This is a genomic window from Xanthomonas sp. F14 (assembly GCF_014199865.1).
In genome coordinates this window covers 260024-283014 of the sequence record NZ_JACHOM010000003.1, presented here as the reverse complement: position 1 = coordinate 283014, position 22991 = coordinate 260024, and the positions used below count along the sequence as shown (strand labels likewise).

The following is a 22991-nucleotide window of genomic DNA, read 5'->3' as shown; positions in this document are numbered from 1 at the left end:
GCGGTGGCGTTTTTATTGGCCGACCCTTTCATGTCTGGCACGACGTCGCGAGCGGATTTGACTGACGATCGATTGCCGGCTGCCGTGCCTGCGTGTCGTGCGACGCCCGTTGTGCTTACGCCAGTGCCTGCCAGACACCTTGCAGACCGAGCACCAGCAAGGTGGTGAAAAAGAAACGTCGAAACGTCTCGGCAGAAATGCGGTTGCGCACCCAGGCGCCCAGCCACATGCCGATGGCGGTAGGTAGCAGTGCCCACAACGACGGAGCGATCGCCGCGCGGGGTAGTGCGCCGTGCCAGGCCAGTGCACTGGCCAGCGCCAGCGTCGCCACGCCGAAACACCAGCCCAGGGAGCGGATCAACAGCTCGCGCGGTAGTTGCAGGGCGGTGAGGTAGGGCAGTGATGGCAGCACGAACACGCCGGTGGCGCCACTCAACAGACCGGTGGCCAGCCCGGCCAGTGGCCCTGCCCACGGTTCGTGACGTGCCTGCATCGTCCAGTGCCGACGAGCCAGCCCAAGCAAGGCGTACAGCGCCAGCAGCGCGCCCAACCCGGCGCGGACCAGGCTGGGGTCGGCGCCTGTCAGCACCCCAGCACTTAGCCAGGTGCCCAGCGTCACGGTGGCCAGCAATGGCCACAGACGTCGCAACAGGGTCGCGGTGTCCGGCCCCCAGGCTTGCTGCACATTCGTCACAAGCGAAGGCAGAACCAGTAAGGTCGCTGCCTCGGCAGGCGTCAGCCACAGACCCAGCAGCCCCATCGCAACGGTCGGCAAGCCCATCCCGGCCACGCCCTTGACCCAGCCTGCCAGCAAAAACACGCCTGCGATCAGATACCAGTGGGTGTGCAATGTCTCCATGCAGCCAAGGATCCGGGCTTGCTCCGGGGCGGACAATGCGTGATTGTTTGATGCAGGCTTCGGCAGCGCCGAAGGCTAAGGCGGGACGCCGCGCGTGCAGAGGCCCCTGGCTTGGCTGGCCTGTCCTGTCGGTGGCGAGCGCATGTCGATGACTGCACGTGCTTGTGGAGTGCTCATGCATCTGGAATTTGTCGATTTACGGTTGTTCATCGCAGTGGTCGAGACCGGCAGCATTACTGCCGGTGCACAACGCGCGGCGTTGTCGCTGGCCGCTGCCAGTGCGCGGATTCGTGCGCTGGAGCTGCAGGTGGGCGCCGTACTGCTGGAACGCGGGCGCCGCGGCGTCAGTCTGACTCCGGCCGGCGGCGTGTTGCTGCGGCACGCACGGCAATTGCAGCGGCAGGCCGAGGCGCTGCAGCTGGAGCTGGGCGGCTACGGTGGCGGTGGCCAGGTGACGCTGCGGCTGGCGGCCAATACCGCGGCGCTGTCGGCATGGTTGCCCGAACGGTTGGCGGATTTTCTCATCGCACATCCGCAGCTGGATCTGGCATTGACCGAGCAGGGCAGCGACGAAGCTGCCGATGCGGTGCGCGAGGAACGCGCCGACATCGCCGTGGTCGCGGGTCATGCCGATCTCAGTGGGCTGCAGGTGCTGCCGTTCCGTGAGGATCGACTGGTGCTGGTGATGGCTGCAGCGCATCCACTGGCCGGCGCCGCGACGCTGCAATTGAGCGAGCTCGCGGGAATGGACACGCTGGGGCTGGCCGGCGACAGCGCCTTGCAACGGCATCTGCGCGTGCACATGAACCGCGCCGGCGTGCAGGTGCGCATGCGTGCAAAGGTACAAGGCATCGACGTGTTGTGCCGCATGCTCGCACAAGGCATGGGCGTGGCGATTCTCCCGCACGCCGCAGTGCAGCGCTCATGCGTGCGCGATCAACTGGCCACGGTGCCCCTGGATGCAGCCTGGGCACCGCGGCAACTTTCGATCGTGCTGCGTTGCGAGCCTGCGCCGTCGACCATGCTGCAAGCGCTAGTGGATTGGCTGCAACACGACTGAGCTGCGTAGCGTCAGAGCGGCCGGCATCGTGACAGCGTCACGTCGCTGGCGCGATCAACGCGGCCAGGCGAATTCGGCCAGCACCGGATAGTGGTCGGACGGCAATACACCGCCGGGACGCTGATCCAGCGTGGAAAAGCGTGTCGGTGTCAGGCCGCGGAACAGGATCCAGTCGATACGACGGGTCGGCTGCGTGGTGAAGTCCTGGAAGGTTTTTTCCGGGCCTTGCGGTTCGGAGACGCGGGCGCGTGCATCGCCAAGCGAGGCGGTGAGGATGGGGTAGGTGCCCTGGTCAGGATCGCTGTTGAAGTCGCCGGTCAGCACCACCGGAATGTTTGCCGGCAGCGCCGCGATGCGCGACAGGATCAGGCGCGCGCTGTGCTCTCGGGCGGCCTCGTCCTGGTCGCGGTGGGCGAAGTGCGTGTTGAGCAGATAGAAGCGGCGCTTGTCGCTGCGACGCTCGAACAGGGCCCAGGTCACCATGCGCGGCAGGTCGGTGTTCCAACTGCTGCTGCCGGGGACCTGTGGCGTTTCCGACAGCCAGAAGTCGCCCGATTCCACCACCGACAACGCGCGGCTGTCGTAGAACACGCCCATGTGCTCGTCGCTGTCGTCGCCGCGGCGGCCCTTGCCGAACCAGCGGTAATCAGGCAATTGCGCAGCCAGATATTGCGCCTGCTCCTGCACCAATTCCTGCGTGCCGAAGACAACCGGGTGCGCTTGTTCGACCAATGCCGCCATCGCCGTGCGGCGCACGCTCCAACGCTTGTCGCCATCGGTATCCACCGGCACGCGCACATTGAACGACATCACCCGCAAAGGCGCAGGCGCAGGTGCAGACAACGCAGGCAAGGCGATGCACAGCAGCGCGAGTGCGGCAAACAGGAAACGTGAGATGGCGCGAACGGACAGGCGTGACATGCAGGCGGATTCCTCAAGGACCAATCGGCGAGTCTAATCGGCATGCATGACCGAAATGTCATCGCCACGCTGCACACGCTTGACGTCGTCGCACATCGGCGTAGCATTTGCACCAAGCCATCGGATAGACCGCTGGCTGCCTACTCAACCGTGAGGGATTCTCATGGCACCGCAGTACGACTATCTCGTGTTTATCGGGCGTTTCGAGCCCTTTCACAACGGCCACGCCGCCGTCGCCCGCCACGCGCTGGGCAAGGCGAACAAGCTCATCGTGTTGATCGGCTCTGCCGATACGCCTCGCACCATTCGTAATCCGTGGACCGTCGCCGAACGTGCGGTGATGATCGAGTCCGCGTTGCCGGGCGAGAGCCAGCGGCTGATCCTGCGCCCGTTGCGCGACCATCTGTACAACGAAAGCCTGTGGATTGCCGAGGTGCAGCGCCAGGTCGCCGAGGCCGTACAGGCCGATGGCGGCACGCTCGATGCGCGCATCGGCCTGATCGGCATGGACAAGGACGCCAGCAGCTACTACTTGCGCGAGTTTCCGCAGTGGCCGCTGGAAGATGTGCAACATACCGCCACGCTGTCGGCCACCGAGTTGCGCCGCTATCTGTTCGAGGCCGGCGAGATCGGTTTCCACGGTGGGTTGCTGATGCTGCGCGGCAATGTGCCGGCGCCGGTGTACGACATGCTGGAAGCGTTCCGGCGCAACTCGCCGAGCTACGCGCAGCTGGTGGCCGAATACCGTTTCATCGAGCAGTATCGCGCCGCCTGGAAGGATGCGCCGTATCCGCCGACCTTCGTCACTACCGATGCGGTGGTGGTGCATTCGGGCCACGTGCTGTTGGTGCGTCGTCGCGCCGAGCCGGGCAAGGGCTTGTGGGCATTGCCGGGCGGTTTCGTCGGCCAGGACGAAGGGCTGCTGGACGGCTGCCTGCGCGAGCTGCGCGAGGAAACACGGCTGAAGGTGCCGGTGCCGGTGCTCAAGGGCTCGTTGCGCGGGCGCCAGGTGTTCGACCACCCCGAGCGCAGCCTGCGCGGGCGCACCATCACCCATGCATTCCATTTCGAATTTCCGGCCGGTGAGTTGCCCGCGGTACGCGGCGGCGACGATGCCGACAAGGCGCGCTGGATTCCGCTTGCCGAAGTCATGGCGATGGGCCCGCGCCTGTACGAAGATCATCTGCATATCCTCGAATTCTTCCTGGGTCGCGGCTGAGGCCGACAACGATTGCGTGCCGTCATCCACCAAATGCGTCCGCGCGCAATCCAAGATCGGCTTGAACCGTAGCCTCCCCGCCGGCGGACAGACCGCTGGTTCATTCGACGCGAAGGAGCTTCCGTCATGCATTACCTCGATAACCTGCTGCTCAACACCGACAGCTACAAGGCCAGCCACTGGCTGCAGTATCCACCCGGCACCGATGCGGCGTTTTTCTATGTCGAATCGCGCGGTGGCGTCTATGACCAGACCGTGTTCTTCGGCCTGCAGTCGATCCTGAAAGAGGCCATCAACCGGCCGGTGACGCATGCCGACATCGACGATGCGAAGGCCTTGCTGGCCGCGCATGGCGAGCCGTTCAACGAGGCCGGCTGGCGTGACATCGTCGATCGTCTCGGCGGGCAACTGCCGATCCGCATCCGTGCCGTGCCCGAAGGCACGGTCGTGCCCACGCACAATGTGTTGATGACGATCGAATCCACCGATCCCAAGGCGTTCTGGGTGCCGTCGTACCTGGAAACGCTGCTGTTGCGCGTGTGGTACCCGGTGACGGTGGCAACGGTGAGCTGGCAGGTGAAGCAGGTGGTACGCGATTACCTGCAGCGCACCAGCGACGATCCGGAAGGGCAGTTGCCGTTCAAGCTGCATGACTTCGGCGCGCGTGGGGTGTCCAGCCTTGGTTCGGCCGCGCTGGGCGGTGCCGCGCATCTGGTGAACTTCCTCGGCACCGATACCTTGTCGGCGTTGCTGCTGGCGCGTGCGCATTACCACACGCCGGTAGCCGGCTATTCGATTCCCGCTGCCGAGCACAGCACCATCACCAGCTGGGGCCGCGAGCGCGAGGCCGATGCGTACCGCAACATGCTGGCGCAGTTCGCGCGCCCCGGTTCGCTGGTGGCGGTGGTATCGGACAGCTACGACATCTACCGCGCGATCCGCGAGCATTGGGGCACCACCTTGCGCGAGGAGGTGATTGCCTCCGGTGCGACGGTGGTGATCCGTCCGGATTCGGGCGACCCGGTGGATGTGGTCGAGCAATGCCTGCTGCTGCTGGACGAGGCGTTCGGCCATCAGCGCAATGGCAAGGGCTACAAGGTGCTCAACCATGTGCGCGTGATCCAGGGCGATGGCATCAACCCGCAGTCGCTGCGCGCGATTCTCGAACGCATCACTACTGCCGGCTATGCCGCCGACAACGTCGCCTTCGGCATGGGCGGTGCGCTGTTGCAGAAGGTGGAACGCGACACCCAGAAGTTCGCGTTGAAGTGCTCGGCCGTGCGCGTGGACGGGCAATGGATCGATGTCTACAAGGACCCGATCACCGACAAGGGCAAGCAGAGCAAGCGCGGTCGGCTGACCCTGCTGCGCGACCGTGCCGATGGCAGCTATCGCAGCGCGTTGCTGGATGAAGTCGACGCGCATGCCGACAGCGAAGATGCGCTGGTGACGGTGTGGGAGAACGGCGTCATGCAGCAGGAGTGGACCCTGGAGCAGGTGCGCGCACGTGCCGACGCCGCGCGCCGCTGACGTTCGCCGCGCGGCTAGCGGCATGTACGCCTCCTTCGACGACGACTCGTTGCTGTCTGCATCGCCGCTGTTGGCCGGGTTGCGCGCCGCCGCGCCCAGCCTGCGGCGGCGTGTGCCGCAACAGGACGAGAGCAGCCGATGGCATGCATTGCGCATCGGCGCGCGCGCGTATCGGGCAGCGTTGCCGATCACCTTGACCCCGTATGCCTCGGTACGGCCATGTTCGGCGCGCTGCGGCTTCTGTTCGGAAAACCTGCGTCAACACCGTGGTGGCCCGGCGGCAGCGATGTTGCGGCCAGGGCCGGACTACTTTGCGCAGTTGCGCGCTGCGTTGCAGCTGCTGCACGGGGTGCCGTTGTCGTATTCCTTGTCCGGCCTGGAGATGACCGACGACCCGGACTGGTTGCAGGCCTTGCTGCAGACCCTGGCGACGACGCCCGACGGCCCGTGCGTGGAGCAGCGTGTGCTGTACAGCAATGGTGCGGGCCTGGCGCGCGCGCAGGGGGCACAGTTGCTCGATGCCCTGGTCGACTTCGGCCTGTCGTGGATCGAGCTGTCGCGTCACCACCCGCTGCAGGCCGGCAACGACGCGATCATGCGCTTTCGTCCAGACGAGCCCATTGCCGATGCGGCCATTTTCGCGCGGACGGCGCAACGCATCGCAGCGCGCCTGCCGGTGCGGCTGGTCTGCATCGTGCAGCGGGGCGGCGTGGACTGTGCCGATGGCGTGGCGCAGTACATCGCGTGGGCGCGTCGCTGTGGCGCCACGCAGGTGATCTTCCGCGAGTTGTCGCGTCTGGACGATGCGTACCGCAACAATGGCACCTGGCGCTATATCGCGCAGCATCGCATCGGCATGGAAAGCCTGTTGGCGGACTGCATGCAGCAGCCGTGGTGGTCGCATTGGCAAGCCGACGGCATGACCGAGGGTTATTACTTCTGGAATCTGCGCATGCGCAGCGAGGACGGCCTGGAAGTGGTGTTCGAAAGCGCCGACTACGCGGCCATGCACGCACGCCACGCCACCGGCGACCTCTACAAGCTGGTGTTCTTCGCCAATGGCCGCCTGTGCGCGGGCTGGGACCCGGATGCCGATGTGCTGTGGGAGCCGGGCGATGGATGAGCTCGACCAGCGCAGCTGGTGGACGCCGGCGCCGGATGAGCCATCCTGGGCACTGCCCGAGGATCTGCGCGCAGCCGACCCGCTTGGCGGGCGCGACTGCGGCTGGGTGAATCAAATGCGCCCGTTCGTGCGGCACTTCAGCGTGCCGGGTGCACAGGTGTTCGATCCGTTCTGTGGATTCGGCAGCACGCTGCTGGCGGCGACGCTGGAAGGGCGTGGCGCGCATGGCATGGAGATCGATGCCGCACGTGCGCAACTGGCACGCACGCGCCTGCAGCGGCACGGCGTGCAGGCGCCGGTCGTGGTCGGCACGCTGGTCGACACCGCGCCCGCTGCGGCGGTCGATCTGTGCCTGACCAACGTGCCGTATTTCGGTTGCCACTGGCACGGTGCGGCATTGCCGGGGCAGTTGTATGCCAGCGCCGACTACGCAGGCTACCTGTCCGGCATGCGGGCGGTATTGCATGCCTTGCGCAAGCGGATGCGAGCGGATGGCTTCGGTGTGGCGATGGTGGAAAACGTCGTCGTCGGCGGGCGGGTGATTCCGCAGGCGTGGGATCTGGGGCGGATCCTTGCCAGCCTGTTCACCCTGCGCGAGGAGCGGGTGCTGTGCTACCGGCGGCCGGGCGCAGCGCTGGCGCCTGCAGGCACGCACAGCAATCGCAGCCACGAGTACGCGTTGATCTTCCAGCACTGCCGTGCGCAGTTGGACCTGCAGCAGGCAGCGCTGCTGCTGCAGGCGCTACGCGCAGACGGCCTGCCGGTGCAGGTGCACGGCAGCTACGCGCGCTGGCTGCAGGCGCCCGAGTCGGTGCCGGAGGGGCCGGCGGATCTGGACCTGATCCTGCAGGCCGAGCAGCCGCTCTGGGACCGCCTCACCGTCTGGCTGCAGGCGCAGGGATTCGCCTTGAGCCTGTGGGGCGAGCCGTGCCGGGCGCCGGTCGCGCTGGCGGCGGTGCGTGCGCACCACTATCTGCGCGCCGAGCGCATTGGCGCAGACGGCAGCCGCCTGCAGCTGGACCTGCAACTGCCAGCGGATGAACCGCCGTTGCCCTGATCGGCCACGCGACGCCGCGCGCACACCGGTTGCGGCTATGCTCTGTGCCGGTTTTGGATGCCGGAATGTCTCCATGTCTTGTTCTTCCCTGATTGCGCGCGGTGCCCTGCTTGGCGCGCTGGCAACCCTGGCTGGTTGCGGTGGCAGCAAGGGCGACACCATGCTGATGCGTGAGTCGTTCAATTCCGACGACACCTACTCGCGCAGTGTGGCCTCCACCTCGCCGCAGGCCTGCGAGGCCGCGCGCCGGGTGTTGTTGAGCCAGGGCTATGCGGTGACGCGTGCCGATGCCGCTGCGGTGGAAGGCAGCAAGAACTTCCAGCTCAAGGAAGCCGACCAGAGCGAACAACTCAATCTGCGCATTTCCTGCGCCACGCAGGACGGCGGCAAGGCGCAGGTGTTCGTCAGCGCATTGCAGGACCGTTACGCGCTGAAGAAGAGTTCGACCTCGGCCAGCGTCGGCGTGGGCGTGCTCGGTTCGTTGTCGTTGCCGGTCGGCAGCAGCGGCGATTCGCTGGTGCGCGTGTCCAGCACCACGGTGCAGGACGCGGCCTTCTACAAACGCTTCTTCGACCGTCTGAATTCGTACCTGCCCAAGGTGACCGAAGCGGTGCCTGCACCTGTTGCTCCGTCACCGCCACCGCATGCGATGTCATCGGCTCCGGTGCCTGCGGCCACTCAGGCCAGCGAGGCAGCCACTCCACCGGCCACGCCCACTACAGCTGCGCCGCAACCTGCTGCAACGCCTGTCGCACAGCCGCCGGTGGCGCCATTGCCGGTGGAGGCGCAGGACCCACCGCCGACACCAGCCAAGCTGCCGCAAACCGAGCCAGCAAGCCAACCGTGACGAAGCGATTCAGGCTCTGCTCCAGAGCCTGAATAGCCGGTTGCACGCTTCACGTCGCGTTCTCGACCAAGTGGCGAAAGTGCAGCCATGACTCGCCAAGGGGCGAGATGGAGACAGACGATGAAGATGCGCAATTCCCTCGTGGGTATGTCCCTGATCGCGTTGATGGCAACCAGCACACTGGCGCAGGCGCAGACGCGTTCGTACCAGCAGCGTTACACCGAAGCAGATGAGGGCCGCAAGTTCGGCGATGGCACGCGCGTGCGCTGCCGCAATGTCGAAGTGCAGAAGAACTCGACCGATCCCAATCGCATCGGCGGGACAGTTGCCGGCGCGGCCATTGGTGGCCTGCTCGGCAACCAGGTTGGTGGCGGCAACGGCAAGAAGCTGGCAACCGTGGCCGGTGCAGTTGCCGGCGGCGCAGCGGGCCGCACCATCCAGGGCAACCGCCAGCAAGCCAACGGTAACCGTCAGGTCGAGCGCGTCTGCGAACGCCGCTGAACCTGATGCAGTGAATCCTACGAGCCCCGGTCCTGCCGGGGCTTTCTATGTCTGAGGATGCAGCAGCTTGCTGCCGATCTACACCACCTTGTACCGATGAGTGCGTTCCAGAAGCCCCGCCCGCAGCGGTGGACGGGAGTGATGCGGCCTGCGTCAGTATCAGTATTCGCGCCGCACCGACCGCGCCGCCGCCTCTCCGTGCGTCTATGCGCGATGGCGCTGCTCGGTGTGCAGCTGTTGCAGGCTGCCGCGGCCGCGCCGAGCGAGACCGCACGCAAGGCGTCCGTTGACTGTGTGGATGCCTTGCTGCAGAAGCTGGGCTGGAGCATTCGCAGCGCCGCAGTGGGTGCGCCGGTGATCCAGCGCGGCGAGCCGTGTACGCGCGGTTCGCTTGCGCAGGCGCGTGCGGCCGGCGATCTGCAGCTGACGCTGCCGGCCAGCTGGAACGCGCAGCAACGCGGCGCCGCGCTCAAGGCCTTGCTGGACGACAGCGCCACCCAATGCGCATACGCGTTCGAACTCGGTGCGGCGACGCGGCGTGCCACCACGCAGCTACAGGACAACCCGGGCTACCGGTTTTCGGCGCTGCAGCTGGGCTGGATCGGATTCGGCTGGCGTGGCGCGGCCTCGCAGGGCTGGAGCGGCTTTCGCAGTTTCGGGCGCGGCTATCAACCGCGCGGCAGCAATGCGCAGGCGCTGGATGCGTTCTATCGCGGCCAGGTGCGTTCCGAATGCGGGGTGGGGCGGCAGGTGGCCCAGCTGGCCACCCAGCGCGAGTTGTATGGCGATGCCGGATTCGATCAGGTGTTCACCTCGGGCGAGTTGTCGATCGGCACGTTTCTGACCTTGCACAACACCGACAGCATCCTGCTGGGCGCGCATGCCGGCGAGTTCTTCGCCGACGGCAAGGCGGCCAGGACCGCGCAGCTGGGGCGGCAGGCATTTGTCGGCGCGCCGGGGTTTATCGCGCATGTGTTCGACAAGTCGTTTCTGGACGACATCCACAACCAGGCCGAAAACTTCGTGGTGGTGGACGTCAGTGATGCGGCGGCGCAGGCGCTGGCGCAGCACGGCGGCTTCGCGCATTACGACGCGCGCAACCGGCAGATATGGGAGCTGGCCAGGGAGCTGCGCGGGCCGGGCAAGCGTCGCTTCGAGCGGCTGCTGTACGAGCGCGATGCCGCGTTGCGTGCCACGCTCGATCCGCAGCAGCAGGCACACCTGCAAACGCTACAAGGCCTGCTGGATGACCCGTTCTACCAGGGCTTTCTGGTGTACGTGCATCCCAAGGGCATCAAGCCGATCGGGTACCACGTGGCGCGCCTGCTCGATCGCAATCCGCGCACGCCGTATGCCATCGACCTGACCCTGCACAATCTGCGCAGCACCTTGTACTGGCGTTGGATCGACTGGCAGCTGCAACAGTGCGGCGCCGGCACCGCGGCGGAACAATCCATTGAGAATTCCGCCACGCCAGCGTACGCCGGGCGTGGCACCCTGCACTGATCAGATCATGAGGAGCGAATATGGAACTGGGTATGGTGGGTTTGGGCCGCATGGGCGCCAACATGGCCGAGCGCCTGGTGCACGGCGGACACCGCGTGCATGGCTACGATCCGGGCGAAGCCGCGCGTAGCAGTGCACAGGCCAAGGGCATTGTCACTGCCGATGCGCTGGCCGCGCTGGTGTCCGCGCTGCCGAGCCCGCGCGTGGTGTGGTTGATGGTGCCGGCGGGCAAGATCGTCGACGACACCCTGGCGCAGCTGCTGCCGCTGTTGCAGGCCGGCGACATCGTCATCGACGGCGGCAATTCGTACTACAAGGATTCGCAACGCCGCGCCGCGCTGCTGCATGCCAGTGGGATCGCCTTTGTCGATTGCGGCACCAGCGGCGGCGTCTGGGGCCTGCAGGAAGGCTACAGCCTGATGGTCGGCGGCGACGAAGCGGCGGTGACCACGCTGCATCCGGTCCTGGCCACGCTGGCGCCGGCAGCGGACAAGGGCTGGGGCCGCGTCGGCCCGAGCGGCGCCGGCCACTTCACCAAGATGGTCCACAACGGCATCGAGTACGGAATGATGCAGGCCTATGCCGAGGGCTTTGCGCTGATGCAGCACAAGACCGACTTTGCGCTGGACCTGCACCAGGTCGCCGAGATCTGGCGCGATGGCAGCGTGGTGCGTTCGTGGTTGCTGGATCTCACCGCCGATGCGCTGGCGCACAATCCGACCATGGCCGGTATCGCACCGTTCGTGGCCGATTCGGGCGAAGGGCGCTGGACGGTGGCCGAGGCGATCGACCTGGAAGTGTCGGCGCCGATCATCACCTTGTCGCTGATGGAGCGGCTGCGCTCGCGCGACAAGGATTCGTTCACCGACAAGCTGCTGGCCGCAATGCGCAACCAGTTCGGTGGTCATGCGGTCAAGACCACCACGGAAGCCGCGCCGACGATCGGCAGCAAGGACGTCTGAGCGATGCCGATTCCTGCGCGCCTGCATGGCGCGCAGTGCAGGTCTGTTCCATCGCGTCTGTGTCTGGCGACTGCCGGCGTGCCCGCTGACTGATGGCAGTGCGCATCGATGCAGTGCCCGGGCGTGGCAGCGCAGAACGCGAGCGCGCCATTGCCGATGCCAAATGTCGGCTGGGCGCCTGCACCGGCGCCCGGCCGTGCATCAGTCGCGTGAAGCCGCGTTCGCGCCTTCCAGCCATTGCACCTGGCCCGAGGCGGCGCTGCGTTGTGCCAGCTCCAGCAGCTCCATCACCTGCACCGCGTCGGCAGTGCTGACCGGTGCCGGTCCGGCGCCCGCCAGGGCATCGCGAAACGCGGCGTAGCACTGGCGGTAGTCGCCCGGCGTGGTGTCGGGTTGATGGGTATGCACGCGGCCTTCGTCGTCGACGCGGGTCAGCGTGCCCGGAAGCGGGTCCACGCCCCAACCGGCGGTACCGGGGCGGCGCCCGGCGCGCAGCTGGTCTTCCTGGGTATCCAGCCCATGCTTGAGGTAACTGCCACGAGTGCCGTGCACGGCAAAGCGCAGGCCGCTGTCGGCCACCAGCGAGCCGGCGTGCAGGATCACGCGCAGCCGCGGGTAACGCAGGGTGACGTGGAAGTAGTCGTCGCTGCGTGCCTGGTTGCGCTGGCGCTGCAGGTCCGCGCCGATCGCCTGTGGCGTACCGAACAGCTGCAGCGCCTGATCGAGCAGATGCGGCCCCAGGTCGTACCAGAGACCGGCGCCGGGGATATCGCTTTCGCGCCAGCGGTCGCGCACCTGCGGCCGGAAGCGGTCGAAGTGAGAATGGAATTCCACCACCTCGCCCAACTGGCCTTCGTCGATCAGCCGGCGCACGGTGAGGAAGTCCGCATCCCAGCGCCGGTTCTGGAACACGCTGACGATGCGCCCGGCCGCCGCCGCCGCAGCGACCACTTCGCGCGCCTGTGCGGCGTCCAGTGCAAAAGGTTTGTCCACCAGTACATGCTTGCCGGCGGCCAGGGCCTGCAACGCGAACGGTGCGTGGGTCTGGTTGGGGGTGGCCAGCACCACCGCATCCAGCGCCGGATCGGCAAGTGCCGTTTCCAGATCGGCCAGCACGGCGACATCGGGAAAGTCGGCCTGCACCTGCTGCGGCTTGGACGACACCACGCTGTGCAGGGCCAGACCGGGGGTGCCGGCGATCAGCGGGGCATGGAAGGTGCGGCCGACATAGCCATAGCCGACGACGGCCAGATTGAACGGTTTAGGCATTGAAAACGGTTCATCGCAACGACGGAGGAGGCCTGCATGGTATTGCACCCACCCGTGTGCGCCGGGTTCACAACCCCTGCATCCGGCAGTCACGTGTGCACGACGAGCGCCACTGCAGACTGCGGCCACATTCACAGGAGGGTACATCCGATGAAGAACATCACACATGCACGCAAGTTGCTGGCCCTGGCGCTGTCGCTCGGTCTGACGCTGGGTGCCTCGCAGGCATTCGCTGCGCCGCAGGAGCACGCCGCGCACAAGGATCACGCTGCCGACAACATGAACGAATCCAAGAAGCCGGTGACCGACACCTGGATCACTACCAAGGTGAAGGCCGATCTGCTGGCCACCGACAATGTGTCGGGCACCGACGTCAAGGTCGAGACCAAGAACGGCATCGTCACCCTGACCGGCACGGTTGCCACCAAGGCCGAGCACGACAAGGCCGTGGCAGTTGCCAAGGGCATTGAAGGCGTCAAGAGCGTCAAGTCCACCGGCCTGAAGGTCATCGCTGCAAAGATGTAACTGCAGCGGTAGCGAATGCCGGGCCAGCCGAGGCGAGGCGGCTGAACCGAGCACAAGGCGCACTCCATGGGGTGCGCCTTTTTTGTTGCCTGCGCGCAAGACGGGCACGCCGACGGGCGGCCGGGCGCTCGCGCCATTTTCACGTTTACTGCACTTATGATATGCCCATTCAGCTATGTCGCCGTGGGAGTGATCAGGCTGAATCGTTAATCTCATCCTGGGCCTGATCGGAGACAATGCCGACTTGCCTTCGGGGCCTTGGCAGCGAGCGGATACAGACCTAGCAATGCAGACAACGGTCCAAGAAGACAGATGGGATCGCTGGCGCCTGCCATTACTGGCGGTTGCCGTGTTTCTGATTGTGGTGGTGCCGTCGCTGCTGCTGCAGCAGATGGCGCACAACGCCAACCAGGCCGCGGTGTGGGTGTCGCATAGCCAGGAGGTGCAGGAGACCGCCCAGCGCCTGGAAGCGGCGATGCGCGATACCGAATCTGCGGCCTTGATGCGCTCGCATGGCGTGCAGCGCCCGGCCCTGCTGGAGCGCATGCGGCGCGGCCGGCGCGAGTCGCTCGCGGCGGTGCAGCGGCTGATCGTGCTGACCAAGGACAACCCCGCACAGCAGGTGCGGATGGGGCGTATCCAGAGCACCATCGAGCGGCGCCTGTTGCTGGCCGAGCGGATTGCGGTGACCACCGCGCCGGAGCAGATCCGTCTGCTGATCAACGACATGACCCTGAACAACCCGATCCGCGTGCTGATCGACGAGTTGCAGGACGCCGAGGGCAAGCTGCTGGAGTTGCGCAATGCGCGCGCCGACACCGAACGCACGCATTACGCGGTGTTGAGCTGGGGCACGCTGGTGGTGCAGTTGCTGCTGCTGGGCACGGTGACCTGGTTGCTGCAGCGGCAGATCCGTCGCCGCCTGGCCGCCGAGCAGGAATACCTGCGCGCCAACGGCCGCGCGTCGTCGGTGCTGCAGACCGTGCGCGAGCCGATCGTGCTGCTGGATTCCGGCCAGCGCATCCTGCTGCACAACCCGGCGTTTGCCGAGTTGTACGGGCTGGACGAGCGCGGCAACGAATCGATGCCGCTGGAGGACGTGGGCGATGGCGTCTGGCGCGATGCGCAGATCCATCAGCGGCTGGCCGACGTGTTGCTGCGCGGCCGCGAGTTGTGGGACTACGAACACGAGCAGCGCGCCGCCGATGGCGTGCAGCGCACCATGCTGATCAACGCGCGGCGCATGCCGCTGCCGGACACCAGCGACGAAGACGTGGTGCTGATGACGGTCAGCGACATCAGCCTGCAGAAGGCCTCGCAGCTGCGCATCCAGGAGCTCAACCGGCAGATGGAAGGCAAGGTGGAGCAGGTGTCGGAGGTCAATCGCGAGCTGGAAGCCTTCAGCTATTCGGTCTCGCACGATCTGCGCGCGCCGCTGCGCCATGTGGCCGGATTCTCCGACAAGCTGGCGCGCCACCTGGGCGATGCGGCGGACGAGAAATCGCGTCACTACATGGAAGTGATCAGCAGCTCGGCGCGGCGCATGGCGTCGCTGATCGACGATCTGCTGGTGTACTCGCGCCTGGGCCGCAGCGCGCTGCGGTTGCAGGCGGTGGACATGCAGTCGCTGGTGTCGGAAACCCGCGCGATCCTGGATTCCAACGTACAGAGCGAGAACACCGGCCACCGTGTGGACTGGCATATCGCGCCGTTGCCGGTGCTGGTGGCCGACGAGAACATGATGCGCCAGCTGTGGATGAACCTGCTCGGCAACGCCGTGAAATACAGTACCAAGCGCGAGGTGGCCAGGATCGAGGTCACCTATACGCCGATGGCCGACGGCGGCCACCAGTTCAGCGTGCGCGACAATGGCGCCGGCTTCGACATGGAATACAGCGCCAAGTTGTTCGGCGTGTTCCAGCGCCTGCACAAGGCCAGCGAATATCCCGGGACCGGTATCGGCCTGGCCAGCGTGCGGCGTGTGCTGACGCGTCACGGAGGCCGGGTCTGGGCCGAAGGCGCGGTCGACGAAGGCGCCACGTTCTATTTTGTGCTTCCTCCTGCGCTTGAAGCGCCCAACCAAGAGTTCAATGTATGACCGCCATCCGTACCATTCTTCTGGCAGAAGACAGCCCGGCCGATGCGGAAATGGCCGTCGATGCCCTGCGCGAAGCCCGCCTGGCCAATCCCATCGTGCACGTCGAGGACGGCGTGGAGACCATGGACTACCTGTTGCGTCGGGGCATCTTCGCCGATCGCGAGGAAGGCCTGCCGGCGGTGTTGCTGCTGGACATCAAGATGCCGCGCCTGGACGGGCTGGAAGTGCTCAAGCAGATCCGCAGCGAGGAGTCGCTCAAGCGCCTGCCGGTGGTGATCCTGTCGTCCTCGCGCGAGGAGAGCGACCTGGCCCGCAGCTGGGACCTGGGTGTGAATGCCTACGTGGTCAAGCCGGTGGACGTGGATCAGTTCTTCAACGCAGTCAAGACGCTCGGCACCTTCTGGGCGGTCATCAATCAGGCACCGGAGCTGGACTGACCCATGCTGCAAGAGGGGGGCAAACTGGAGCAGCTGAAGATCCTTCTGGTGGAAGATTCACCGGAAGACGCCGAGCTGTTGTCCGATCAGCTGCTCGATGCCGGGCTGGATGCGGCGTTCGAGCGGGTGGACAGCGAGCCGTCGCTGCGTGCCGCACTGGATGAATTCCAGCCGGACATCGTGCTGTCGGACCTGAGCATGCCCGGTTTTTCCGGCCATCAGGCGCTGCGCCCGGTGCGCCAGAGCGGCGCCACGCCCTTCATTTTCGTCTCCGGCACCATGGGCGAGGAGACCGCGGTCAAGGCGCTGCAGGACGGCGCCAACGACTACATCATCAAGCACAACCCGACCCGTCTGCCGAGCGCGGTGATCCGTGCGATCCGCGAGGCGCGCGCCGACCTGGAACGCCAGCGCGTGGAGAGCGAGCTGATGCGCGCGCAACGGCTGGAAAGCCTGGCAATGCTGGCGGCCGGGTTGAGCCACGACCTGCGCAACATCCTGCAGCCGTTGCTGATCGTGCCCGACCTGCTGGCCGGACGCACCGACGATCCGCAGCTGCGCCAGCTGGCCAACGTGGTGGCCGAGTGCGGCCGGCGCGGGCACGAGATGGCCGAGTCGATGCTCTCGTTCGTGCGTGGCTCCAACAAGCCGCGCGAGCAGGTGTCGATCGCCAGCCTGTTCCAGGCGGTGCAGATGTTGCTCAAGAGCAGCCTGCCCGACGGCGTGCGCCTGCAGATGGACACGATTCCGCTGGATCTGACCATCGAGGCCAACTACACCGAGTTGCAGCAATGCCTGCTCAACCTGGGCCTGAATGCGATCCAGGCGATGCCGGGCGGCGGGATGCTGACCCTGTCGGCCGATCGCCACGACGGCACGCGCGTGCGCATGAGCGTGGCCGACACCGGCGTGGGCATGAACGAGGATACCCGCGCACGCCTGTTCAGTCCGTTCTTCACCACCAAGGCCGATGGCACCGGCCTGGGGCTGATTTCCTGCAAGCGCATCGTCGAAAGCTACGGCGGCAGCATCGTGGTCGACAGCCGCCTGGGCGAGGGCACGCGGTTCGACATGATCGTGCCGATGCGTGCGGCCGCGGTGACGATTGCCGACACCGAGCCGCCGCTGGCGTTGGGGCATGGGCAGCGCATCCTGCTGGTGGATGGCGAGGCCACGCGCCTGTCGCTACTGGGCAATGCCTTGTCCAGCCAGGGCTATCAACCGCAGCTGGCCACCGATGGTGCGGCGGCGCTGCAACTGGTGCAGCAGCACGCGATGCCGGACCTGGTGATCATCGACAGCGACATCATCCAGCTCTCGGCGGTGAGCGTGTTGTTGAGCATGCAGGAGCTGGGCTACCACGGCCCGGCGATCGTGCTCGAGGATGTCGGCGCGCCGCTGCAACGTTCGCATTTTCCGCCGGACATCCCGGTGCATGTGCTGCGCAAACCGCTGGAAATGCGCCGGGTGTTCCGCGCGGTGGCGCATGCGCTGGAAGCGGCCTGAGGCCAGGGTCTGGCGCGCTGCGGGCGGGCAGGCTCAGATGCGGCACGATTGCAACAGTTGACGCCCACGCTGGCCGCATGCGCGAATAACGCATGACCACCGTGCTTCTCAGCCTCGGCAGCAACGTCCAGCCGACCCACTACCTGCGCCTGGCCGTCGACGCCTTGCGCGCACGTTTCGGCCAGCTTGCCGTCTCGCCGGCGTACCGCACGCCGGCGGTGGGCTTCGACGGGCCGGACTTCGTCAACAACGCCGTGGCGCTGGACACGGACATGGACCTGGCTGCGCTGGATCATTGGCTGCATGCGCTGGAAGATGCGCACGGCCGCGATCGCAGCGGCCCGCGTTTCAGCGACCGCACGCTGGACGTGGATGTGGTGTTCTTCGGCGATTGCATCATCGAAGGCCCCGGTCATCTGCGCATCCCGCGGCCCGAGCTCAAGCATGCCTTCGTATTGAAGCCGCTGGCCGATATCGCACCCGACTTTGTCGATCCGCTCAGCGGGCAGACCCTGGCCGCGCTGTGGCAGGCGCACCCGCAGCACGGCATTGCGTTCATGACGGTGGCGCTGGACGCGGCCCCGGCGCTGGATGTGGCGCGCTAGCGCCATTGCAGCTCAACTGAGCTGGCGGCCACCGTCCACATGCAGGGTGTGGCCGGTGACGAAGCCGGCGTCGTCCAGCAGCCAGCGCACCGCCTCGGCGATTTCCTCGGGCGTGCCGATGCGGGCCAGCGGCGTGCGTGCGAGCAGCGCCTGCCTGGCCGCTGCGGATTTGCCCTCCTCCGGCCACAGGATCGCGCCGGGCGCGACCGCGTTGACGCGCACCTCCGGTGCCAGCTCCAGCGCGAGCGAGCGGGTCAGCATTTCCAGCGCACTCTTGGACGCGCCGTACAGCGGGTGATTGCGCATCGGCTGCTGCGCGTGCAGGTCGGTGATGTTGACGATGGCGCCGCGGTGCTGGCGCAGCTGCGCGGCGGCAGCCTGGGCGATGAAGAACGGTGCGCGTGCATTGACTGCGAACAGCTCGTCCCATTGCGCGGCTGTCGCTGCGCCGAGCGCGGTGGGGTAGAACGCGGAGGCATTGTTGACCACGCCATCCAGGCGGCCGAACGCGGTGATGCAGTCGGCGACCAGCTGCGCCGGCGCCTCCGGCAGGCGCAGGTCGGCGTGCAGGGCCTGTGCACTACCGGCGCGCAGGGCGCACAGCTCCGCTACGCGCGCGCCGAGCGCCGCGCCGGAGCGGTGCGCATGCAGGGCGACGCGGTAGCCGGCCGCATGCAGCGTGGTGGCGATCTGCGCGCCAATCCGGCGACCTGCACCGGTGATCAACACCACCTTGGAACTGTCTGTCATGGCGTACTCGCTCGGCGTTGCAAAGGGCTCGGCTATCCTGTGCATTGTCCCCGCAACCGGTGCCCGCATGCACGCCGACCTTCCTACTCCCGATCCGGACGCCCTGGCGCATAGCGACCGGCTGGCCGCGCATCTGCGCGCCGAGATCGCCGCCGCCGGTGGTGCGATTCCGTTCTCGCGTTTCATGGAGCTGGCGTTATACGCGCCGGGTCTGGGCTATTACAGCGCCGGCTCCAGCAAGTTCGGCGAGGCTGGCGATTTCGTCACCGCACCGGAGCTGGGGCCGTTGTTCGCGGCCACCGTCTCCGGTGCGCTGGCACCGGTGCTGCAGCAGCTCGGGCCGCAGGCGCGCGTGCTGGAAGTGGGCGGCGGCAGCGGTGCATTTGCCGAAGTCACGCTCAAGCGCCTGCTTGAGCTGGATGCGCTGCCGGAGCGTTACGCGATCCTGGAGCCCAGTGCCGACCTGCGCGAGCGTCAGCGCGAGCGGTTGGGGCGCAGCCTGATCCCGCCGGTCTTCGATCTGGTGGAGTGGCTGGACGGGCCGTTCCCGGACGATTGGGATGGGGTGCTGTTCGCCAACGAAGTGATCGACGCATTGCCCACGCCGCGCTTCACGCTGCGCGACGGCGAGGTGTATGAAGAAACCGTGGTGCTGGATGCGCAGCAGCAATTCGCGCGCGGTGAGCAGCCGGCCGATGCCTTGCTGGGCGCGGCAGTGCGGCATCTGGAACGTTATCTGGAGCAGCCGTTCGCCGATGGTTATCGCTCCGAGCTGCTGCCGCAGTTGCCTTACTGGATCCAGGCGGTGGCTGGCGGTCTGAAGCGCGGCGCGATGTTGTTCGTCGATTACGGTTACCCGCGTGGCGAGTTCTATCGTGCGCAGCGCGAAGACGGCACCCTGCGCGCGTTCTATCGCCATCGTATGCATGAGGATTTGTATCGCTGGCCGGGCCTGCAGGATCTGACTGCGTCGGTGGACTTCACCGCGTTGGCCGAGGCCGGCACCGGAGCCGGTTTCGAATTGGCCGGCTACTGCACGCAGGCGAGTTTTCTGCTCGGCAATGGCCTGGATGCGTTGTTGGCGCAGGCCGACACGCGCACCGACGAAGTAGGGCGCATGCGGCTGCGCGAGCAGATCAAGCGGCTGACCTTGCCCAGCGAAATGGGTGAGCGCTTCCAGGTGATGGGTTTTGCGCGCGACGTCGATTTTGCGCCGGCATTCCTGGCGGGCGATCTCACGTGGCGGCTGTGACGCAGACGCTGCGCCCGTTTCATCGGCCGCGGTTGTGGGTGGGGTTGTGGATCGCTGCGATCGTGGTGGTGATCGCGGTCTGCCTGGGGCCGCCGCCGGAGATTCCGGAGCTGCCGGATAACAGCGACAAGGCCGAGCACTTTTTGACCTTCGCGCTGTTGTGCTGGGGCGCGGTGCAGTTGTTTGCCACGCGCCGCGCGCAGCTTGGTGCGGCCATCGGTCTGGTGGCTTTAGGCGTTGGCATCGAGATCGCGCAAGGCGCACTGACCACCAACCGAAGCGCCGACCCATACGATGCGCTGGCCGACACGCTGGGCATTGCTGCAGGCCTGTGCCTGGCGTGGACGCCGTTGTGTCTTGTGATGTTGCGGATCGACCAGCGCCTGTTCGCGCGGGGTTGAGTTGCGTGCGCGCATGCGTGTACGAATGCGCGTGTGCGCCAGGCACTGCCGTTATCGGGCGGTGTACTTGCGATGGCGCATTGACGTATCGGCAGCGGGTAGCGGGATGTCGTGGCAGCTGCCTGCAGCGTGTGGAGTCCCGGATCCGGCGCAGGGCTGCATCGGGTAGCAGCCACGCGTACATCATCGGATGAGACGTCGATCGCAGCCTGTGGATGCGCGGGTTACAGCTTCATGTTCAGGCCAAGATAGAGCTGGCGCCCTGCCGCTGGCGAAAACATCGGCTGCGCCTGCGTCCAGAAGAAGCTGTCGTACCACACGTAGGCATACTCGCGGCCGGTGGCGTTGCGGACCTGCAGATCCACGCTCCAGGCGGGATTGATGGTGTATCTGGCGGTGAGATCCAGGGTGGCGAAGCCGCCGTATTTGCCGGCCAGGTTGCGCTCCTCCAGATAGTAGTCGCCTTGCGCGCGGCCCTGCATTCCCAAGCGCAGCGCAGCGGTCGGGCGGTACTCGACGCCGACGTTGCTGATGTAACGCGGCGTTGCGGCCACTTCGCGGCCGACCAGCGACACGCTGGCATCGCGGTCGTCGCGTTCGATCTTTGCCTCCTGGTACGCGTGCGATGCCCATAGCGTCCACCTGTCGCCCAGCTGCGCATTGATCTGCGCATCCACCCCACGCCTGCGTGTCTTGCCCAGGGTGACGGTGGTGCCGGTGGCGGGCATGTTGGAGACTTCGTTGGCCGCATCCTGTTGCCACACCGCAATGCGCGCCTGGCCGCCCTGGAACGGGCTGAATTTCATGCCCAGCTCCACGCCGGTATTGGTGGACGGGCGGACGTCCGCCTGCCCGGCGGTGAGGTAAGCCGGCGCCGTGGACCCGGTCAGCACCTGGAAGCTGCGGCCCCAGTTGGCATAGACGTTGGTGGTCGGGGTGAAGGCGTAGACCAGGCTCAGTTTGGGCTGCTCGATGGTGCCATAGCGCTGCAGCGGCGCGCGAACGCCGCCGGGCAGTTGGGTGTCGCCGTCGAAGCGGTCCACACGGTAGGCCGGCACGATCTTCAGCGCCTCGGTCGGCTGATAGATCGCCTGCACGTAGGCGCCCCAGTTGTCGAAGGTATGGCGGTCGTCGTTCTGGATGCGTGCCGGCGTGGCATTGAAATTAGTGGGCTCGGCGTAGCTGAAGCGCTCGCGTCGGTAGGCGTTGTCCTGATGCTCGTAGTTGATGCCGCCTTCCAGGGTGAGCGTGTCGCTGCTGCGCCAGGTCAGCGTGTTGAGCATGCCGACCTGGGTCTCGTCCCAGATGCGGCGCTGGCGTGGCGCATTGCCGGTGGGCAGGTCGCTGAAGGTCACCCGGCGGTCGTCGTGATAGCGGTTGGAGTAAAGCTTGGTGCCGAAAAACAGCCCGTCTGCCAGCTTCAGATCCAGATGGACGCCGAACTGGCGCATGTCGCGGTCGTCGCCGTCGTTGCGGTTGCGCAGGTCCGAACTGCGACGGTCTGCCTGCATTTCCGCTGCGGTCATGAAGCCGGGTTCGTCGGCCTGGTTGTGATAGACGCGTGCGGTCAGACCAATGCGCATGCCGTCGTCGAGGTTGCCGTAGAACCATTTGCCGCCCAACGAATACTTGCTGGAGGTGTCGTGGTCGCGGTAGCCATCGGAAGCCTGCACGCCGACGAAATAGTTCTGCGCAAACCCGTCGCGTTCGCGTCCCACGGCCAGCTGCGCATCGCGGGTGTTGAAGCTGCCGTAGGTCAGGCGCGCGTCGGTGTAACTGCCGCCCTGGCGCGTGCCGAAATTGATGTTGCCGCCGATATTGTGCAGGCCGTAGCGCGGATCATTGGTGCCGCGCACCACTTCGATGTAATTGATTTCCAGCGGGAACAGCATGTCGATGAAGCGCTGGTTGCCACTGTTGACGTTGCTGGGGATGCCGTCGATCAGCGTCTTGATCGCATTGAGGTAACCCTCGCCGTTGAAGGCGCGAAAGCTGACCTTGCCCGATTCGGCGCCTTGCCGGGTTTCGGTGAGCTGGATGCCGGGCATCTGCCCGAGCAGCTCCCAGCTATAGGACACGTTCTTGTCCTCGATCTGATCGGCCCCCAGCACGTCCACCGAGGTCAGTACCTGATGCGCGGTGAGTTGGCCTTCGCCATGCTGGTGGACATCGACCTTGCCGAGCGTCAGCGCCGAATCGGACGACTGTGCGCGTGCCTCAGGGAGCAGCAGAACGGCGCCGACGGCCGCCGCGAGAATGTGGATCTTCATGGATCGGACAGCACCAATGCGAAGTGGGAAACCGAATGTGGCATCTTTTGCAATATTATAACATAAATGACAAATCTTCGATCCGAGCTGCAGGGTGCTCGCGGTGCGCGTGCGCTGCCGGGGCTGGATCGCGGCAGCCAGAGCGCTTCGCACCGCGCTCAGCGTGGCTGCGGTCAGCAGGATTGGAGGCCGGCAGCAGCTCCGGTGACCAGGTGTGGCTGGCCCGGCGCAACAGGCTTGGGTGGCAGGCGGCAGGGGGGGCTAGTCGCGTCGGTACGTGCCGGCCGCTGGTG

At 66.3% G+C, this 22991-nt stretch carries 21 protein-coding genes; 16 read left to right on the top strand and 5 right to left on the bottom strand.

Going from position 1 to position 22991, the window contains the following annotated elements; translation table 11 throughout:
- Positions 1-115: 115 nt before the first annotated feature.
- Positions 116-859 (bottom strand): sulfite exporter TauE/SafE family protein, encoded by a 744-nt coding sequence (locus GGR73_RS12645; protein WP_167708400.1) that lies wholly within the window; start codon positions 857-859, stop codon positions 116-118.
- Positions 860-1034: 175 nt separating this feature from the next.
- On the opposite strand from GGR73_RS12645, the gene GGR73_RS12640 reads away from it, so the two are divergent.
- Positions 1035-1919: a LysR substrate-binding domain-containing protein gene (locus tag GGR73_RS12640; RefSeq protein ID WP_102582039.1), complete on the top strand. Its 885-nt coding sequence runs from the start codon at positions 1035-1037 to the stop codon at positions 1917-1919.
- A gap of 54 nt (positions 1920-1973) precedes the next feature.
- On the opposite strand, the gene GGR73_RS12635 is transcribed toward GGR73_RS12640, so the two are convergent.
- Positions 1974-2840, bottom strand: a complete 867-nt coding sequence (locus GGR73_RS12635; RefSeq protein ID WP_184457190.1) for an endonuclease/exonuclease/phosphatase family protein — start codon at positions 2838-2840, stop codon at positions 1974-1976.
- 163 nt (positions 2841-3003) lie between these two features.
- Between GGR73_RS12635 and GGR73_RS12630 the strand changes: the two genes are divergently transcribed.
- From GGR73_RS12630 to gnd, 8 genes are all read left to right on the top strand, one after another.
- Complete coding sequence (locus GGR73_RS12630; protein ID WP_016900843.1) at positions 3004-4059, top strand: bifunctional nicotinamide-nucleotide adenylyltransferase/Nudix hydroxylase; 1056 nt, start codon at positions 3004-3006, stop codon at positions 4057-4059.
- A 126-nt stretch (positions 4060-4185) separates the two neighbouring features.
- Positions 4186-5589, top strand: a complete 1404-nt coding sequence (locus GGR73_RS12625; RefSeq protein WP_184457188.1) for a nicotinate phosphoribosyltransferase — start codon at positions 4186-4188, stop codon at positions 5587-5589.
- A gap of 22 nt (positions 5590-5611) precedes the next feature.
- Positions 5612-6712: a hypothetical protein gene (locus tag GGR73_RS12620; protein WP_184457186.1), complete on the top strand. Its 1101-nt coding sequence runs from the start codon at positions 5612-5614 to the stop codon at positions 6710-6712.
- Positions 6705-7769: a DNA methyltransferase gene (locus tag GGR73_RS12615; protein WP_184457184.1), complete on the top strand. Its 1065-nt coding sequence runs from the start codon at positions 6705-6707 to the stop codon at positions 7767-7769. The genes GGR73_RS12620 and GGR73_RS12615 overlap by 8 nt, the downstream gene beginning before the upstream one ends.
- Before the next feature lie 73 nt (positions 7770-7842).
- On the top strand, positions 7843-8616 hold the full coding sequence (locus tag GGR73_RS12610; RefSeq protein ID WP_184457182.1) for a DUF2242 domain-containing protein: 774 nt from the start codon (positions 7843-7845) through the stop codon (positions 8614-8616).
- A gap of 120 nt (positions 8617-8736) precedes the next feature.
- Positions 8737-9117 carry a glycine zipper 2TM domain-containing protein gene (locus GGR73_RS12605; RefSeq protein ID WP_024939674.1) on the top strand — a complete coding sequence of 127 codons (381 nt, stop codon included), beginning with the start codon at positions 8737-8739 and terminating at the stop codon, positions 9115-9117.
- Positions 9118-9330: 213 nt separating this feature from the next.
- A complete protein-coding gene (locus GGR73_RS12600; protein ID WP_184457180.1) occupies positions 9331-10623 on the top strand; it encodes a hypothetical protein in 1293 nt (430 codons plus the stop codon).
- Positions 10624-10643: 20 nt separating this feature from the next.
- Positions 10644-11585 carry a phosphogluconate dehydrogenase (NAD(+)-dependent, decarboxylating) gene (gene gnd, locus GGR73_RS12595; protein ID WP_104560615.1) on the top strand — a complete coding sequence of 314 codons (942 nt, stop codon included), beginning with the start codon at positions 10644-10646 and terminating at the stop codon, positions 11583-11585.
- Positions 11586-11786: 201 nt separating this feature from the next.
- Here the strand turns inward: gnd and GGR73_RS12590 are convergent, their stop codons facing one another.
- Complete coding sequence (locus GGR73_RS12590; protein ID WP_184457178.1) at positions 11787-12854, bottom strand: oxidoreductase; 1068 nt, start codon at positions 12852-12854, stop codon at positions 11787-11789.
- A gap of 150 nt (positions 12855-13004) precedes the next feature.
- Between GGR73_RS12590 and GGR73_RS12585 the strand changes: the two genes are divergently transcribed.
- The 5 genes from GGR73_RS12585 (at position 13005) to folK (ending at position 18025) form a co-directional block, all read left to right on the top strand.
- Positions 13005-13379 carry a BON domain-containing protein gene (locus GGR73_RS12585; protein WP_184457176.1) on the top strand — a complete coding sequence of 125 codons (375 nt, stop codon included), beginning with the start codon at positions 13005-13007 and terminating at the stop codon, positions 13377-13379.
- A gap of 286 nt (positions 13380-13665) precedes the next feature.
- A complete protein-coding gene (locus GGR73_RS12580) occupies positions 13666-15477 on the top strand; it encodes a sensor histidine kinase (protein WP_104609274.1) in 1812 nt (603 codons plus the stop codon).
- A complete protein-coding gene (locus GGR73_RS12575; RefSeq protein WP_016900854.1) occupies positions 15474-15914 on the top strand; it encodes a response regulator in 441 nt (146 codons plus the stop codon). Before GGR73_RS12580 ends, GGR73_RS12575 begins: the two co-directional genes overlap by 4 nt.
- A 3-nt stretch (positions 15915-15917) precedes the next feature.
- Positions 15918-17420, top strand: a complete 1503-nt coding sequence (locus GGR73_RS12570) for a hybrid sensor histidine kinase/response regulator (RefSeq protein WP_184457174.1) — start codon at positions 15918-15920, stop codon at positions 17418-17420.
- 92 nt (positions 17421-17512) lie between these two features.
- On the top strand, positions 17513-18025 hold the full coding sequence (gene folK / locus GGR73_RS12565) for a 2-amino-4-hydroxy-6-hydroxymethyldihydropteridine diphosphokinase (RefSeq protein WP_046345647.1): 513 nt from the start codon (positions 17513-17515) through the stop codon (positions 18023-18025).
- Between the two features lie 12 nt (positions 18026-18037).
- Here the strand turns inward: folK and GGR73_RS12560 are convergent, their stop codons facing one another.
- On the bottom strand, positions 18038-18775 hold the full coding sequence (locus GGR73_RS12560; protein WP_184457172.1) for a pteridine reductase: 738 nt from the start codon (positions 18773-18775) through the stop codon (positions 18038-18040).
- Here GGR73_RS12560 and GGR73_RS12555 point away from each other — a divergent pair.
- Positions 18774-20027 carry a class I SAM-dependent methyltransferase gene (locus GGR73_RS12555; protein ID WP_024939666.1) on the top strand — a complete coding sequence of 418 codons (1254 nt, stop codon included), beginning with the start codon at positions 18774-18776 and terminating at the stop codon, positions 20025-20027. The genes GGR73_RS12560 and GGR73_RS12555 overlap by 2 nt on opposite strands.
- A 32-nt stretch (positions 20028-20059) precedes the next feature.
- Positions 20060-20428: a VanZ family protein gene (locus GGR73_RS12550; RefSeq protein ID WP_202397592.1), complete on the top strand. Its 369-nt coding sequence runs from the start codon at positions 20060-20062 to the stop codon at positions 20426-20428.
- Positions 20429-20652: 224 nt separating this feature from the next.
- Here GGR73_RS12550 and GGR73_RS12545 read toward each other — a convergent pair whose 3' ends face one another.
- Positions 20653-22698 (bottom strand): TonB-dependent receptor, encoded by a 2046-nt coding sequence (locus GGR73_RS12545; protein ID WP_184457170.1) that lies wholly within the window; start codon positions 22696-22698, stop codon positions 20653-20655.
- Between the last annotated feature and the right edge of the window lie 293 nt (positions 22699-22991).

What these genes read in the sequence shown, in the direction of transcription:
- GGR73_RS12585 (WP_184457176.1), top strand. Translation starts at nt 13,005, where the DNA reads ATGAAGAACATCACACATGCACGCAAGTTGCTGGCCCTGGCGCTGTCG.
- folK (WP_046345647.1), top strand. Translation starts at nt 17,513, where the DNA reads ATGACCACCGTGCTTCTCAGCCTCGGCAGCAACGTCCAGCCGACCCAC.
- GGR73_RS12575 (WP_016900854.1), top strand. Translation starts at nt 15,474, where the DNA reads ATGACCGCCATCCGTACCATTCTTCTGGCAGAAGACAGCCCGGCCGAT.
- gnd (WP_104560615.1), top strand. Translation starts at nt 10,644, where the DNA reads ATGGAACTGGGTATGGTGGGTTTGGGCCGCATGGGCGCCAACATGGCC.
- GGR73_RS12605 (WP_024939674.1), top strand. Translation starts at nt 8,737, where the DNA reads ATGAAGATGCGCAATTCCCTCGTGGGTATGTCCCTGATCGCGTTGATG.
- GGR73_RS12635 (WP_184457190.1), bottom strand. Translation starts at nt 2,840, where the DNA reads ATGTCACGCCTGTCCGTTCGCGCCATCTCACGTTTCCTGTTTGCCGCA.
- GGR73_RS12590 (WP_184457178.1), bottom strand. Translation starts at nt 12,854, where the DNA reads ATGCCTAAACCGTTCAATCTGGCCGTCGTCGGCTATGGCTATGTCGGC.
- GGR73_RS12560 (WP_184457172.1), bottom strand. Translation starts at nt 18,775, where the DNA reads ATGACAGACAGTTCCAAGGTGGTGTTGATCACCGGTGCAGGTCGCCGG.
- GGR73_RS12570 (WP_184457174.1), top strand. Translation starts at nt 15,918, where the DNA reads ATGCTGCAAGAGGGGGGCAAACTGGAGCAGCTGAAGATCCTTCTGGTG.
- GGR73_RS12545 (WP_184457170.1), bottom strand. Translation starts at nt 22,698, where the DNA reads ATGAAGATCCACATTCTCGCGGCGGCCGTCGGCGCCGTTCTGCTGCTC.
- GGR73_RS12630 (WP_016900843.1), top strand. Translation starts at nt 3,004, where the DNA reads ATGGCACCGCAGTACGACTATCTCGTGTTTATCGGGCGTTTCGAGCCC.
- GGR73_RS12580 (WP_104609274.1), top strand. Translation starts at nt 13,666, where the DNA reads ATGCAGACAACGGTCCAAGAAGACAGATGGGATCGCTGGCGCCTGCCA.
- GGR73_RS12645 (WP_167708400.1), bottom strand. Translation starts at nt 859, where the DNA reads ATGGAGACATTGCACACCCACTGGTATCTGATCGCAGGCGTGTTTTTG.
- GGR73_RS12640 (WP_102582039.1), top strand. Translation starts at nt 1,035, where the DNA reads ATGCATCTGGAATTTGTCGATTTACGGTTGTTCATCGCAGTGGTCGAG.
- GGR73_RS12620 (WP_184457186.1), top strand. Translation starts at nt 5,612, where the DNA reads ATGTACGCCTCCTTCGACGACGACTCGTTGCTGTCTGCATCGCCGCTG.
- GGR73_RS12610 (WP_184457182.1), top strand. Translation starts at nt 7,843, where the DNA reads ATGTCTTGTTCTTCCCTGATTGCGCGCGGTGCCCTGCTTGGCGCGCTG.
- GGR73_RS12615 (WP_184457184.1), top strand. Translation starts at nt 6,705, where the DNA reads ATGGATGAGCTCGACCAGCGCAGCTGGTGGACGCCGGCGCCGGATGAG.
- GGR73_RS12625 (WP_184457188.1), top strand. Translation starts at nt 4,186, where the DNA reads ATGCATTACCTCGATAACCTGCTGCTCAACACCGACAGCTACAAGGCC.
- GGR73_RS12555 (WP_024939666.1), top strand. Translation starts at nt 18,774, where the DNA reads ATGGCGTACTCGCTCGGCGTTGCAAAGGGCTCGGCTATCCTGTGCATT.
- GGR73_RS12600 (WP_184457180.1), top strand. Translation starts at nt 9,331, where the DNA reads ATGGCGCTGCTCGGTGTGCAGCTGTTGCAGGCTGCCGCGGCCGCGCCG.